13 protein-coding genes, 1 pseudogene and 1 riboswitch are annotated in these 14,390 nt (G+C 45.2%); of the genes and pseudogenes, 2 read left to right on the forward strand and 12 right to left on the reverse strand.

Annotation, left to right across the window (positions count from 1 at the left end; genetic code table 11):
- Position 1: 1 nt before the first annotated feature.
- The 8 genes and pseudogenes from L2717_RS07040 to L2717_RS07075 form a co-directional block, all read right to left on the reverse strand.
- Positions 2 to 256, reverse strand: coding sequence for a chemotaxis protein (locus tag L2717_RS07040; protein WP_220773604.1), 255 nt, complete (start codon positions 254 to 256; stop codon positions 2 to 4).
- A gap of 98 nt (positions 257 to 354) precedes the next feature.
- Entirely contained in the window at positions 355 to 1,470 is a 1,116-nt protein-coding gene (gene thiH / locus L2717_RS07045) for a 2-iminoacetate synthase ThiH (RefSeq protein ID WP_220773605.1), read from the reverse strand.
- Positions 1,467 to 2,231 carry a thiazole synthase gene (locus L2717_RS07050; RefSeq protein WP_220773606.1) on the reverse strand — a complete coding sequence of 255 codons (765 nt, stop codon included), beginning with the start codon at positions 2,229 to 2,231 and terminating at the stop codon, positions 1,467 to 1,469. The genes thiH and L2717_RS07050 overlap by 4 nt, the downstream gene beginning before the upstream one ends.
- A gap of 1 nt (position 2,232) precedes the next feature.
- Entirely contained in the window at positions 2,233 to 2,436 is a 204-nt protein-coding gene (gene thiS, locus L2717_RS07055; RefSeq protein ID WP_220773607.1) for a sulfur carrier protein ThiS, read from the reverse strand.
- An 18-nt stretch (positions 2,437 to 2,454) separates the two neighbouring features.
- Positions 2,455 to 3,306, reverse strand: a complete 852-nt coding sequence (locus tag L2717_RS07060) for a HesA/MoeB/ThiF family protein (protein ID WP_246611762.1) — start codon at positions 3,304 to 3,306, stop codon at positions 2,455 to 2,457.
- Positions 3,306 to 5,180 carry a bifunctional hydroxymethylpyrimidine kinase/phosphomethylpyrimidine kinase gene (locus L2717_RS07065; protein ID WP_220773609.1) on the reverse strand — a complete coding sequence of 625 codons (1,875 nt, stop codon included), beginning with the start codon at positions 5,178 to 5,180 and terminating at the stop codon, positions 3,306 to 3,308. Before L2717_RS07065 ends, L2717_RS07060 begins: the two co-directional genes overlap by 1 nt.
- 2 nt (positions 5,181 to 5,182) lie before the next feature.
- A complete protein-coding gene (thiC, locus tag L2717_RS07070; protein WP_246611763.1) occupies positions 5,183 to 7,306 on the reverse strand; it encodes a phosphomethylpyrimidine synthase ThiC in 2,124 nt (707 codons plus the stop codon).
- A gap of 199 nt (positions 7,307 to 7,505) precedes the next feature.
- Positions 7,506 to 7,604, reverse strand: a riboswitch (TPP riboswitch).
- Between the two features lie 167 nt (positions 7,605 to 7,771).
- Positions 7,772 to 8,959 (reverse strand): annotated as a pseudogene (locus tag L2717_RS07075) (hypothetical protein).
- A 581-nt stretch (positions 8,960 to 9,540) separates the two neighbouring features.
- Here L2717_RS07075 and trhA point away from each other — a divergent pair.
- Complete coding sequence (gene trhA, locus L2717_RS07080; RefSeq protein WP_220774865.1) at positions 9,541 to 10,224, forward strand: PAQR family membrane homeostasis protein TrhA; 684 nt, start codon at positions 9,541 to 9,543, stop codon at positions 10,222 to 10,224.
- 79 nt (positions 10,225 to 10,303) lie between these two features.
- Here trhA and L2717_RS07085 read toward each other — a convergent pair whose 3' ends face one another.
- The 4 genes from L2717_RS07085 to L2717_RS07100 form a co-directional block, all read right to left on the reverse strand.
- Complete coding sequence (locus L2717_RS07085) at positions 10,304 to 10,834, reverse strand: tRNA-uridine aminocarboxypropyltransferase (protein ID WP_220774864.1); 531 nt, start codon at positions 10,832 to 10,834, stop codon at positions 10,304 to 10,306.
- A 61-nt stretch (positions 10,835 to 10,895) separates the two neighbouring features.
- Positions 10,896 to 11,426: an NUDIX hydrolase gene (locus tag L2717_RS07090; protein WP_220774863.1), complete on the reverse strand. Its 531-nt coding sequence runs from the start codon at positions 11,424 to 11,426 to the stop codon at positions 10,896 to 10,898.
- 152 nt (positions 11,427 to 11,578) lie between these two features.
- Positions 11,579 to 12,586, reverse strand: a complete 1,008-nt coding sequence (locus tag L2717_RS07095; RefSeq protein ID WP_220774862.1) for a class I SAM-dependent rRNA methyltransferase — start codon at positions 12,584 to 12,586, stop codon at positions 11,579 to 11,581.
- Between the two features lie 309 nt (positions 12,587 to 12,895).
- Complete coding sequence (locus L2717_RS07100; protein ID WP_220774861.1) at positions 12,896 to 13,189, reverse strand: YciI family protein; 294 nt, start codon at positions 13,187 to 13,189, stop codon at positions 12,896 to 12,898.
- 371 nt (positions 13,190 to 13,560) lie between these two features.
- Here L2717_RS07100 and L2717_RS07105 point away from each other — a divergent pair, with 371 nt between their 5' ends.
- A complete protein-coding gene (locus L2717_RS07105; protein WP_220775219.1) occupies positions 13,561 to 14,190 on the forward strand; it encodes a 3'-5' exonuclease in 630 nt (209 codons plus the stop codon).
- Positions 14,191 to 14,390 lie beyond the last annotated feature (200 nt).

Below are 14,390 nucleotides of genomic sequence, written 5' to 3' on the forward strand. Positions count from 1 at the left end.
TTTATACCTTTATATCAATGATCGAGCCTATTGTTTCTGATCCAGCTTCAATCACTTTAGTTGATGCTTCGCCTTGTCTTAATGACTCATTTGCAGACAGCAAGGCTGAGGTTTTATCAGGCTGGGCAACTTCTCTTGTGGCCGCTGCCGGAGTCGAACTTTGAGTCGGTGTGGGTTTAGCCACATCTATGGTGGCTTGAGTTAGCCCTGATTGAGCACTTTGCAAGCCTTGCATACCAGATGATTGGATTTGCATAATGATATTCCTGCACGCTGTGATTGATGGGTTGATTATTGACCAGTCACCCGCGGATGTACAGGTTTTATCCATATTCTTGCTATTTATGGCCAGATTTATCCTGTGATCCAATTAGCTTCCCAATCTTTAAATACCGGATTAAAGCCCTCGCGTTGCATCTGTTCAATGACTTGCTCGACACTGCGAACATCGCTTATCTCAAATTGATCGAGTTGACTGTTAGGCGCTTGATAGCCCCCCGGTTGCGTCGAACTGCCCGCACTCATTTGAGTGATCCCAAGAGGTAAAAGATTATCCCTAAGCAAGGGACTTTCCCTTGTCGACATGCTGATATCAAGCTGTTGATTAAAAAGTCTAAATGCACAAATAATTTGCACTAAACCTAGATCGGATAGCATGACTTTTGGGGTAATCCCGCCAGTACAAGGTCGTAACCTTGGCAGCGAAATACTAAAGCGGGTGCGCCAATAACGTCGCTCTAAATAGTCGAGATGATATCCCATCATTAACGAATCTAAACGCCAATCATCCAGCCCCAGTAACACCCCAAGACCTATTTTATCGACGCCCGCCGACGCGATTCTGTCAGGCGTTGCTAAACGATAGGCAAAATCCTGCTTTTTACCCCGAGTATGGTGATTGGCGTAAGTCTCTGGCTGATAGGTTTCTTGATACATCATCACCGCATCTAAACCTAGCGCGACTAACTGACGATAATGGTCCTCGCTCATGGGCTGAACCTCCATCGCCACATGGCTAAATTGCTGTTTTACCAACGGCAACATTTGCTTAAAGTAATCAATACCAACCTTAGTTTCATGCTCACCCGATACCAATAAAATAGAGTCAAAGCCTCTGTCTTTGATAATGGCCATCTCGGCCATCAATTCCGGCTCATTCAAGGTTTTGCGTTTGAGTTTATTGCTCATGCTAAAACCACAGTAATCACATTCGTTGGCACACAAATTTGAGAGATATAAAGGTAAATATAAGCCCAAATTCGCGCCAAATCGCTGCCGCGTAAGCGCCGCAGAGTGCTGCGCCATGGTTTCGATATAAGGTTCCGCCGCAGGTGATAACAAGGCCAGTAAGCTACATAAATCCCCTGCTGGACTCACTAGCGCCCGCTCAACATCTTGGGCAGTGCAAGAATACAAATCGAGTAACAGTTTATCCCGTGGGATGTTGGCAAATTCCGCTACAAAACTCATTGATTTAAAAATCCCGTAAGAGGACTGGTATGTACCGCGCCCGTTTGTACTCGGCCAAGCCCAGCTTCAAAGGCCCGTCTACCACATTGCACCGCCTCCTTAAAGCACTCGGCCATCACTATCGGCGCAGCGCTGCTGGCGATGGCGGTGTTAACGAGCACCGCATCGGCGCCCAGCTCCATTGCCCGCGCAGCCTGTGAAGGTGCGCCAATGCCGGCATCGATCACCACTGGCACCCGCGCCTGCTCTATGATGATTTTTAAAAAGCTTTCAGTGACTAAACCTTGATTACTGCCAATCGGACTCGCCAGTGGCATAACCGCAGCGCAGCCCACTTCTTCCAAACGACGGCACAGCACAGGATCGGCATGCACGTAGGGCAACACGATAAAGCCTTTCTCACAGAGGATTCTGGCCGCCTCTAAGGTTTCTATCGCATCGGGCATTAGGTACTTAGGATCTGGGTGGATTTCGAGCTTAATCCAATGAGTTCCCAGCATTTCACGGGCAAGCTCTGCCGCAAACACCGCTTCCTTGGCGTTTCTCGCCCCCGAAGTGTTAGGCAATAGCCGGACACCCGCTTGACGTAACGGCGTGAGTAAATCATCAAGCCCCATTTTAAAATCAATTCTTTTCATCGCAACTGTCACTAACTGCGATTTAGAAGCCGTTATCGCTTTAATCATCACTTGGCTACTGCTGAACTTTCCTGTTCCGGTAAATAACCGTGATTCAAACTCCACATCGGCAATCTTTAACATACTAGCCTCCCGCTACAGCTGAGAAAAGTTCTAATTTATCTTCATGTTGACAGAGAATGGATTGCCAGCGATTACGCGGAATCAACTCTGCATTCAACACGATAGCAACTGAGTCGAGGGCAATATCTTGCGCGAGGATCACCGCCGCGAGAGAAGTCGGTTCCGTTAATGATTGCGCAACATTATTTATATGAATTAAAATCATATCAAACCTCAGCATTGTTTATGTTAAATATGGAATTGCCTTTCTAACACCGCATACATCGCAATAAGGATCACGCGTTAATTTAGCTGATGTCCATGACAGAGATTTAGCATCAAAGCGCCAAAAATGCCCGAGTAAAGGATGTAGTGCTCCATCACAACGACTATCCATACCCAACAAGAGTTGCATAGCCACCAATGATTGCATCGACGCCATCACTCCCACACTCGGTCCAAGTACGCCTTGAGTACTGCAACTGTGGGACACTCGAGTATGTGCAGGGAAAATACAGTGATAGCAACCACTTGAAGGGAAAGATATTTGATCGACCGCGAATAATTGGCCGCTAAATGCAGCTATGGACGCGCTCACTAAGGGTAAATAGGCTTCGACACAACTGCGATTAATCAATTGGCGAGTCTCAAAATTATCGGTGCAATCAAGTACCAATGTACATTTCCCCTGCCTTTTTTTCTGTAGAACACCATACAATTGTTTAATGTTAAAGCTCGTTTCATATGCAGTAATAGTGCAATTCGGCGCTAAAAATTTGAGTCTTTCTTTAGCAACTAACGCTTTATTGAGCCCGATATCGGCATCGCTAAATAACAATTGCCTTGGTAGGTTTGATACTTCCACTTTATCCATATCAATTAGCGTTAATTCACCCACTCCCGCACAAGCCAAATACTGCGCTGCTAATTGTCCCAAACCGCCGATGCCAATAATCACCACATGGGCATCGGCCAATCGTAATTGGCCGGCCTCGCCCACTTCTGGCAGTAGGACTTGCCGTGAATAACGCATAAAATCTTTATCATTAAGCGTGTTGCACTCGGTAATAGCGTCAGGCTTATTCATAACTTGCATCAGCTTTGCTCCCATATTTGGCTTAATTGAATAAACGCTGCAAGGGGATCCGATGCTTGTGTGATTGCGCGCACCACAGCAATATTACTAACCCCCGTGGCTTTTACCTTTGCCACATTATCGATATCAATGCCGCCAATGGCGACTAAAGGATAGTGATCTTTGAGTAACATTACATAATGTTTGAGTTTTGCTAATCCTTGAGGGGCTGAAGGCATTTTTTTAGTCGTGGTTGGAAATATATGCCCAAGCGCTATATAGGATGGAGAGTATTGGTGCGCCAATAACAGCTCGAAATAACTGTGGCTGGATAGACCTAACGCGAGCCCCGCGGCTTGAATGGCCGCTAAGTCGGTAACGGCGAGATCTTCTTGGCCTAAATGTACCCCAAAGGCATGGTATTTTATCGCTAACTGCCAGTGATCATTGATAAAAAGCTGCGCATTAAAATGCTTGCCTAAGGCAATGGCCGTTTGAATTTGTACTTCTAATTCAGAGCCAATTAACTCAAATTTGCCTGACTTAGATTTGCCAAGCGCAGACTTGCCTAAATCAAATTCGGCTGGCGCGGTAGTAGTTAACTCGCTGATGTCAGTTTTTATCCGTAACTGCACGGTTTTAACGCCCGCAGCTAACAAACTCTCCAGCATGGCTAGGTCATTCACTACGGGATAAACACCCAGATCGGCATCGAGCACTTTAAAACCGTGGGATAAAATATTTTGAAATGGCGTCGAGGCTATTCTTACCTGAGCGGTTGCCTGATCTGTTGCAGATAAAACTGTTGCAACTAAATAATTAACAAAATCAAGGTGTTGGTTGAGTTGATGACTAATAAAATTGCCATCACACTGCCTTATCTTTGCATAGCGGGATAAATCATTAGGCCAACCCGTTCGGGCCAACGGGCCTGGACCTTGCCCTAAACCAATCGCTGCGCTTAAGCCTTGACTCACATAGGCTTTCGCAACCACCATTGCATCTTGCAATACAAAACCTTGCGCTAACACAGCGGCAATGGCCGATGACAAAGTACAGCCGCTACCATGGTTATGACGGGTATTAACCCGCTGGCTGGCTAACCAGAAACGCCCATTTTGATGCAGTTTAGAGCTCGCGCGCACTTGACGACAAACCAGATAATCCTCGGCAAGCGCAAGATCCCAGCCGTTGCTCTTGTGAGCGTTAGCCTGAGTTTGAGCATAAGTGCTAGCGTGAGTTTGAACATGAGTATCATCAAGAATGTCAGTGCAACCAAAGATCACATCGCCACCTTTGGCGAGCACACTGCAATCAAGGCTCTGGGATAAAGCCAGTGCCGCGGCAGCGAATTGCGCTTTCGTGGAAACATCACTGTGAGTTAACCGCCCAAGTTCAAGAACATTGGGCGTGATAAGTTCGATTAAACCTTTGAAAGGCCTAAAATCTAAGGTTGATTTGGCCGTACTTTTTATATCCTGACAGTTATCTGCTGCTAATGTATCGCCGCAACTGGCGACCATCACAGGATCGACAATCACAGCCACCGATGGATAGTGGATTTTAAAACCTGCTATCCAATCTGCCAGCAATGCCACTTGAGTTTGATCTGCCAGTAAGCCGATTTTAATTGCTTTGGGTGGCAAGTCTGAAAGCAAAGTCGTCAGCTGAGCCATTAACATCGCCGCTGATACGGGCTCGACTAAAGTGACCGCCACTGAGCTTTGCGCCGTCACTGTGGTGACCACACTGCAACCGTGACAGCCCAAATCTTGAATTGTCGCCAAGTCCGCCTGAATACCGGCACCGCCGCCACTGTCTGAACCAGCTATAGTCCAAACAAGCGCGGGACGCTCGGTATTAATGGGCGCATTATCCCCATGAATACCCAGCATAATTAGGCTTCCCCGACTTCAGTAATAAGCTTATTTTTGGCATGATAGATCTCGGCGCCCGAAGCAGCAAACTCTGCCGATTTTAGCGCCATTGCCGCTTCCAACTCCTGCGGCGTCTTGACTGTGACTTGCATGGCTTGGTCAGCAGCTTCAACTTGCTCCGCCTTCGCTTCTGCCGCCTCTAAACCCGCAGCATAGGCGCGCACATCTTGGGTGATTTTCATCGAACAAAACTTAGGGCCGCACATAGAGCAGAAATGCGCGACTTTAGCAGATTCCTGCGGCAAAGATTCATCGTGATAAGCACGCGCAGTTTCAGGATCGAGCCCTAGGTTATATTGATCTTCCCAGCGAAATTCGAACCGCGCTTTTGCCAGCGCATTATCACGAATTTGCGCACTTGGATGACCTTTCGCCACATCGGCGGCGTGGGCGGCGATCTTATAAGCAATCAAACCTTGCTTAACATCTTGTTTATTCGGTAATCCTAAGTGTTCTTTTGGCGTGACATAACACAACATAGCGCAGCCGTACCAAGCGATCATGGCCGCGCCTATGCCGGAGGTAAAATGATCATACCCAGGTGCGATATCGGTGATTTGCGGGCCAAGCGTGTAAAACGGCGCTTCATCGCAGTGAGCTAACTGCTTGTCCATGTTCTCTTTAATCAGCTGCATCGGGATATGTCCCGGCCCTTCGATAATGGTTTGTACGTCGTATTCCCACGCGATTTTGACTAGCTCACCTAAGGTTTCAAGCTCTGCAAACTGGGCGGCATCATTGGCGTCGGCAATAGATCCTGGACGCATGCCATCACCCAAAGACAGGGATACATCGTAGGCGATGCAAATCTCACAGATCTCACGAAAATGGCTGTAGAGGAAGTTTTCCTTATGGTGGCTCAAGCACCATTTGGCCATGATTGAACCGCCACGGGAAACGATCCCAGTAACGCGTTTAGCCGTCATCGGCACGTAACGAAGCAGCACACCAGCATGAATAGTAAAGTAATCAACACCTTGCTCAGCTTGTTCAATCAAGGTATCGCGGAACACTTCCCAGGTTAAATCCTCTGCCACGCCGTTCACTTTCTCCAGCGCTTGATAAATCGGCACTGTGCCGATGGGCACTGGCGAGTTGCGGATGATCCACTCGCGGGTCTCGTGGATATAACGCCCCGTGGATAAATCCATTACCGTATCTGCGCCCCAACGGGTTGACCAGACGAGCTTTTCCACTTCTTCCTCGATGGAAGAGGTCACCGCAGAATTACCAATATTGGCGTTCACTTTCACCAGAAAGTTACGCCCTATGATCATAGGTTCGGCTTCGGGATGGTTAATATTCAGCGGAATAATCGCGCGGCCACGGGCAACTTCGGCGCGGACAAATTCGGCGGTAATCGGTTCGCCGACTAAGGCACCAAAAGCTTCGCCTTTGGCTTTACGATTGAGGATTTTATCCTGTACTTCGGCAAGTGCCATGTTCTCACGGATCGCCACATATTTCATTTCGGGAGTGATAATCCCTTGACGGGCATAGTGTAATTGACTGACTCGTTTGCCCTGCAGCGCTCTGCGTGGGCGGACAATGACACTCGAGCCTGCCTCAAAACGCAGATGGTCTAAACCATCATCGGCGAGTCTTTGTTGGGTAAAATCTGAGGTCGCGCAGGGTAATTGCTCTGTATCGTTGCGGGCTAGGATCCAGTTTTGTCTTAATTTACCAAGGCCTAGACGCACATTGATGTCGGCATCTGGATCGGAATAAGGTCCGGCGCAATCATACACGCGGATTGGCGGATTTTTTTCCATGATAGGCGCATCACCTGTTCCGCCGACCAGCGTGTCAGTCTGCAGAATTTGCCGCATACCAACGCGAATATCCGTACTGGAACCTTCGAGATAAATCTTTTGTGAATTAGGATGTTGCAGTGGCGCTAAGGTATCGATAAAGGCTTGCGCCTGCGCGCGGGTTTCGCGGCGACTCGGCGCCTTAGGCACTGTTGATTGACTAGACTCAGCCGATGTATTAGCCACTGTCGATTTATTAGGTATTGTCGATTCTGGCGCTGTGATTTCTATCGCATTGGCAGCTACAGCTGGGTTTGGGTTTGAACTGGACATAAGCAATCTCACGTTAAAAAATGGAGTTGCTTGTCTGGAGAATTGAGTTGTTGATAGCTGGACATGGCTATCAATTTTTGTGGCCAAAACTGGCTTCAAAAATTGAGTTACCCTGCTCAATAACAATTAAATCTAAACATTAAGGCTTAAACCCCTGCTGAGTAAACAGGTGTTAAAGCCGTCTATTTTCGATTTAATCTGTGTTATTACGCTTGTTTCCTTCGCAGGTTTTAACCTGATCAGGTTCAACGGATCCCGAATAAACGGTCTCAGCCAAGAGGCACTCCGACAAGATGAGTGCGCAGTATAGACAGAAGCGGCAGCAACAAACAAGGAAAAAAGTAATTAAAAACCTTAACTATCAATCCGAAATAAAGATTCATAATTTATTGTTTTTAATTGATTAAATTAAATTAAAATAAAAATGTCATAATTAGCATGAAAATAGATCATAAAAGAAAGTCACTATTTATGGGGTTTAAGCATCATTTTATTTAATCGAGATTGAATGGCATCATCAATAGCTTGATTGATTTTTTTGCCACTGCAGTCAAATGGGAAGCCTAAATTTTCGGCGTAAGGATTAACTTGAGTGCCGACTTGTACCACGCGATAACAAGTATCCCCTTTACGCACAATACGATTTGGATCTAAGGGTAAATCGTGACTCGTTGTGCCACCGAAATCATCGGCGTTAGGGACAAATAACACTTCCATCTCAGGGCTCATTTCACTCATATTCGATTTCTGGGTGAATTTATCGGCCTGTTCAATGACGAGAGCATCGAGCGCTTGCTCACGCTGACGTTCAAAATATTACTGGGTGAATAAACTCATGCTTGAGCTTGTCGCTATTGTGCTCTCACCTTCTGCTGCGGGCGAACTCTTAGCGCCAAACTGCGGCTTTATTTCTGTGGTATCAAGCGCATTAGTTGGTTTTTTTGCCGTCACTTCAGCGGGTTGAACTTCACTTTGGGCACTTGATTGAGTTTTATTAAATTGAGATTGGCTCGATTGAGTGATGTCGGATTTAACAGTCTCTGACTTCACTTTTCCCTGCTCTATTTTTTCCGGCTCTACCTTTTCAAGGACGGCTTTTTCAGGTGCTATTGATTGAGGCATGACCTTTTCAAGTATTCGCCGAAACTTAACTTGAGTTGGAGGCGTGGGAACAGGTATAGGCGCAGTAGTTTCAGCCTTCTCTACCGCGGGATCATAAATATAGTAAGCCTTGAGCGCCGTCACTTTAGAGCCACGGCTTTCGCTTGCCATTAATTCAAAAGGATTTAACTGTGGGCGTCACAAAATTCAGATAAGTAAAAATAAACACGTATGCACTGAGAACACAAAAAATAGCAGGCTTAATACTTTGCAATACGGCTGGCGAACACGCAAAACTGATTCTGTCCCCAATCTTTGAATAGGGGTTTGTATCGTCCAAGACAGTTCAAATTTGGATTCAAGTGCAAATTTATCTTGATATTGAGTATGGTTTTTTTGTTGTACTACATCTTGAGCTTGCTCTATAGCTTGAGTGTCATGCTTAATGACTAAACGGCCTGCACCACGATTGAACGCTGACGGCTCGGTATCAATGGTAAAAACAGGCGTTTGAGTATCATTCAGATCACCGAGGTGATAAACAAATGCAATAAAAGTCTCACCTACTGGCTATATGACCGAAATAAACAAAGCACTGTCCGCATCATCTCCAATCGCTGTACGTGATGCTGGAAATAAAGTCGCTGCTTTAGGTTGACGTTGAAAAGACAAAATCCATCCTTAGGTTTTGTATAGTATCCATTGATTTCGATGATGCGAGTGCACTTTGTAGATGAATATTAAAAGCGAATTATCCAATGATGCATTCACTTGCGGGTGCTCAATGCAGATTAGAGGAGACAAACAAGGCAGGGTTTAACGCAAATGCTACATGCTACAAACATAACGCTTACGCCCATGCTTGATAAGACACTTGCCAGTTGAGAAAAATAGGGCTGGGAATTGAGATCACAATTGCGCTAAATTAATGGGCAATGGTTTGTTAACTCTCATATCTTGAAGCGGATAACATCATCGATGCGCTGACGGGAATGCAAGACGGCGTTCAAAATCTAAAAGGTTAAAACAATATAAATCACCATATTTAAGCTTACAAGTGTACGCTTAAATATGGTGATTTATTTTCCTAACTGATAGACTCAGTCATTATCGTTTGCGAGTGTGTATCTACCATGTCGAGTCACAGTATTATCGAACAACAAAATACAGACACTGTCCCAGCTAAATCTGGGCCATATAGTATAAAAGAAGAGATCGCTAACAGTGCATCCCATGGCTTAGGTGTTATTGCAGGCATAGTGGCATTAGTGCTGATGTTACTAAAAGGGCAAGATCACCTGACATCAATTCAACTTGCCGGCGTTGTCATTTACGGTGCCAGCATTATCATGCTTTTTCTATGCTCTACTTTATACCACAGCGTTAGCCATTCAGGCTGGAAACATAAACTTAAGATTGCCGATCACTGCGCCATTTACTGTTTGATTGCAGGGACTTACACCCCTTTAATGCTGATAAGCTTACAAGGCACACAATCGACAGTAATTTTAACGGCAATTTGGTCACTCGCGATGGGCGGGATCCTGTTTAAGACACTGTTTATTCACAAATTCAAAAAGTTAAGTCTAGTGTTATATCTCGCCATGGGTTGGCTATGCGTCACTGTAATAGGCGATTTAACCGCGGCGATGTCAGAACTGGGGTTTAATCTTTTGATTTTAGGTGGTTTATTTTACACTCTGGGCGTAGTGTTTTACGTCGGTAAACGTATTCCATTTAACCATGCTATTTGGCATCTATTTGTGCTCGGCGGCGCGATAAGTCACTTTTTGTGCATCTATCTGACGGTAATTTAAACTAAATCAACGCTAATCGTGATGTCGTTATCATTGATGCTTTATCCCAATACTTTTTAAATTTTTCTCACACATCCCATTACTGACGGGTATTCAACTGAGCAAACAGCGATGCTAATACTGTCGCTTGTTCGTCACAGCCATATTGGCGCCAAAGCGTAATAATACATTCTGCGGTGCACAAGCCCCCTTCTTGTTGATTACGTCGCAATATAAAGGCAGATTGCGGTATCAACGACGGCAGGCTTACTCGTGCAGCAGTTTTAAGATAGGGGCTTTGCCGTAGCATTTTACGAGCCTCCTGCCACGTCGCATCTAAAATCACCACGTGCTCAGGCATTACCTGTTTTGCAATAACCTGAGTTTGCATAAATTGTAAGGTATCCTCAGGTAAGCCAGTCTCTATAGAGTCATCTGCAAGTTCGGCATCCTCATTTGGAAACAACAATTTAGCTTGCTGCGATGCAAGCATTTCGATGAGTTTTTTATCGGCAGCGACTCTCGACCAAACAATACTCACCACCTTGGCTGGAAACGCTTCTAAGGCTAAACGGCCAGTATTGGTTTTACGGGTTAGCTCGCGTTCATGGGTAAGCAAAATTATCTGCATTGGCTTCCTGACTGCTTAAGAATAGGTCGCTGTTAACTCAATGCTTTTACTGAGTTAACAATCATAAGCACTCTAAAACGATTTGTTTGAGTAAAAAAGTTTCTCGCTCAATCGATTGGCCTTTTTGCGGATGATTACGCTGTATTGCTTCATTGTGGGCAATGGCTTTATGGATGTTCAACCATTTTGGCCGCATACCATTTTTAATCTCGTGGGCTTCGAGCCGAGTCTCACCTAAGCCCCGCTCGCCAAGATTGGTATCAATGCGGCACACATAACAGAATGATTCCATGTGTACTACGTTCGCCCCTTCACGGTACCAAGGTCGATATTCTTCGTAACGACCAAAGGGGGCTAACACTTGAATATCCAAAGCCCCGGTTTCTTCCTGTAACTCGCGGATAAGACCGGCTTCGAGGCTTTCTCCGTCGTCAACCCCACCGCCAGGTAAACTGTAATCACAATATTTTTGGGTATAAAGCAGCAAAATATCATCGCCCGATAACACAATAGCACGGGCAGCTCTGCGATAAAAAACGCGAGCGGTTAGCAGGTTAACCGCGGGATCTTGGGTAGATTTGAGTAGACGCATGCTCATTGCTCGAGATTAAAAAAGGGCAGCATAAACGAAAAACGTACAATTTCAGAGAAAAAACTGCCTTACATCCAGTTCAACTAGGCCCTTTCCTCTATCGTTCAATCGCATTTTATCAATATAAAAATAAATTTTTGTAGGCTATTACATTAGCTTAACGTCATAGCCACTATCTTAAGTGGATGATTGTCATCGAACGAGGGGAAATCCTCATGGGGATCGAGCCAAGTATGTGCAGTAACGGTGCGGCCTTGTTTTTCAACACAGCGCACTAAACTGTCAAACCATGCTTGACGATCGACTTTCGCCACATTGTTGCAGCAAACGATAGTGCCACCCATTTTAGTCGTCATTAACGCAGGTTTAAACAGACCTTGATAATCATTGATTAAATCGACAATACCAAAGGCACTCTTGGCATAACGCGGCGGATCGAGGAATACCAGATCAAACTGGGTTTGCGGTAATTTGGGATAACTCGGTAATTTTTGATTACGCCGCCCTCCCACACTCAAGCCTGCTAATTGGCGCAATGCAGGAAACGCGTCACTCTGCACGAACTCACACACATTCGACACCTGATTTAACGCCGCATTGACTTTGCCCGTGGCCAAAGCAAATGAAGAAAAGTCGACATTCATCACGCGGGTTGCTCCGCCGATGGCAGCCGCAGTACCAATGCCGCAAGTGTAAGAAAATAAATTCAGTACCGTTTTATCTTGGCTGTTTGCCCGCACATATTCACGCCCAATACGCATATCGAGAAATAACAGCGGATCTTGTCCTTCATGGCGCAGTTTAGTACTGAACTTAATGCCATTTTCCTGCATCACCCGCTCAGAACTCGCAATCTCAGCCAGTTGTGGCGATAACGTATTCAATACACGAGAATTACCTAATGAACGGTCGTTATATACAATAGGCAAAGCGGCCTGTTGCAGCAAAATGGCGCTAACATCGGTCAACTCTTGGTCAGTTAAGGTCTGATGAAAACTCTGTACTAGCCAAGTATCGCCGTAACGGTCGATATTTAAGCCACTCACACCTTCAACCGTGCCATGGAACACCCGAAAACAATCGGTTTGATTATCTTCTGCATGTTGTAAAAAATCATGGCGTTTCGCCAGAGCCGTCGATAACAGCGTTTGAATAGACATAAAAAGCAAGACTCGCGCAGCGCAAACCTGTTTAAGGTTGGGGAAGTAAAACGGCATAATACCAAACTAAGTCGCAAAATATCGGAGAAATTAACCAGCATAACCCGAAATAATGAGCTTTGGCGAGGTAGTACAAGGTACGCCAACTTTATTATATCGCTTTCGTTAGACGCCTTTTAAGACAAAGGCTAAAAGCAGGCGCCGACCTAAAATTGATATGTTTCATCACTGGTGGCTGAGGCTCCAATCGTTTCCTCCCACCAAGCGATAACAAAATACACGGATTAATATTTTAAAAAACGATAAAAATTAGATCTTTTCAATTAGCTGTTCTAAACCAGCGGCGGTTTTGGTCGGCACAAACTCAATCACCTCAAACTCAGCAACATCGGCAATAGCAAAAGGATCTTGCTGTAAAATCAGTTCTAATGCCGTGCGAGTTGCGGCTTTAGCTAAAATGATGCCACCGGTACGTGGCACTTTACGACCCGAGGCTATAAAAGTTCCTGCGGCATAATACTGTTCAAGATAGGCAATATGGGCGGTTAAGTGTAACTCCACTTCCGCAATGGGCTTTTTATAGGTGAGCGAAACAACAAACATAAAAATCCTTTAATCGACTGAAACAATGAGAAATAATTTAGCGCTTAGCGCTCAATAAAGCGACCATAACCCTCTGTGTTTTAATCTGAGCCAGCGGGTATTTAGGTTGGCGATATAATGCATAGTGTGTAACTTGGAAGCCGAACCATCGGCATACGTTCTGGAAATTGATTATATAAGGATTTAACATCAGAACGTTAATCTTAAGCCGTAGACGAATAAGCAGCTTACCGCCGAGCACTGGCTAATAGTCAATAATAATACTGATAGTGAATTTACTAACATATTGAATTACAATTGCCTTATCACTAAGCATTTTCTTTTTACTGCATAAAATGTTGATTCATTATTTTAAAGCCAAGGTAAAATCTATGCCTCAATCCGCCGCTAACACTTTGGTCGTACTCGACTTTGAAACCACGGGGCTATCGCCTAATCAAGGGGATCGCGCGATTGAGATCGGGGCGGTGTTGATTGAAGATGGTGTGATCACCCAAAGATTTTCAGAGTTAATGAACCCGGGATTCAGAATAAGTCGCTTTATTGAGGACTACACGGGGATCAGTAATCAAATGCTCAGCGATGCGCCGCCTTGCGATGAAGTGATGGCGCGCTTTGCCCGCTTTATCGCCAACCATAATTTAGTCGCCCACAATGCAGCCTTTGACCAACGTTTTTTAGATGCCGAGTTTGCTAAAATTCGCCACCGTTATCTTGGGCAATTTGGCTGCTCCTTACTGGTGGCAAGACGTTTATATCAAGCGGCACCCAACCATCAATTGGGCACCTTAGTGCGCTATAAACAGTTACCCACTGATGGCACCTTTCACCGTGCTTTAGCCGATGCTGAAATGACAGGCCATTTATGGCTGGCGATGCTAGCCGATCTAAAACAAGATTTTGGCCTCTGTTCACCGACCTTTGAATTACTGCAAAAGCTCACCAAGAAAAGCAAAGCCGATGTACCACGCTTTTTAAGTCAGCACGCCGTTAAAGTCTAGCGGATAAAAAAGAATAAATTCACGAGTCATTAAATGCCAAAGTATGGCTATTTTGAGTGTGACGATTCTGGTATTTTCATTTAACCAGCAATCAAAAAATTTAGCAAAACCTTGAATATTTTGATTAATATCCACATTAACATGTCGATGACTTGTAGGTGCGCGGGACGCTATTGACCAGGGATACCCACGCGCGATAA

This window comes from Shewanella glacialipiscicola (assembly GCF_023283485.1).
In the GTDB taxonomy this organism is placed as follows: Bacteria; Pseudomonadota; Gammaproteobacteria; order Enterobacterales; family Shewanellaceae; genus Shewanella; species Shewanella glacialipiscicola.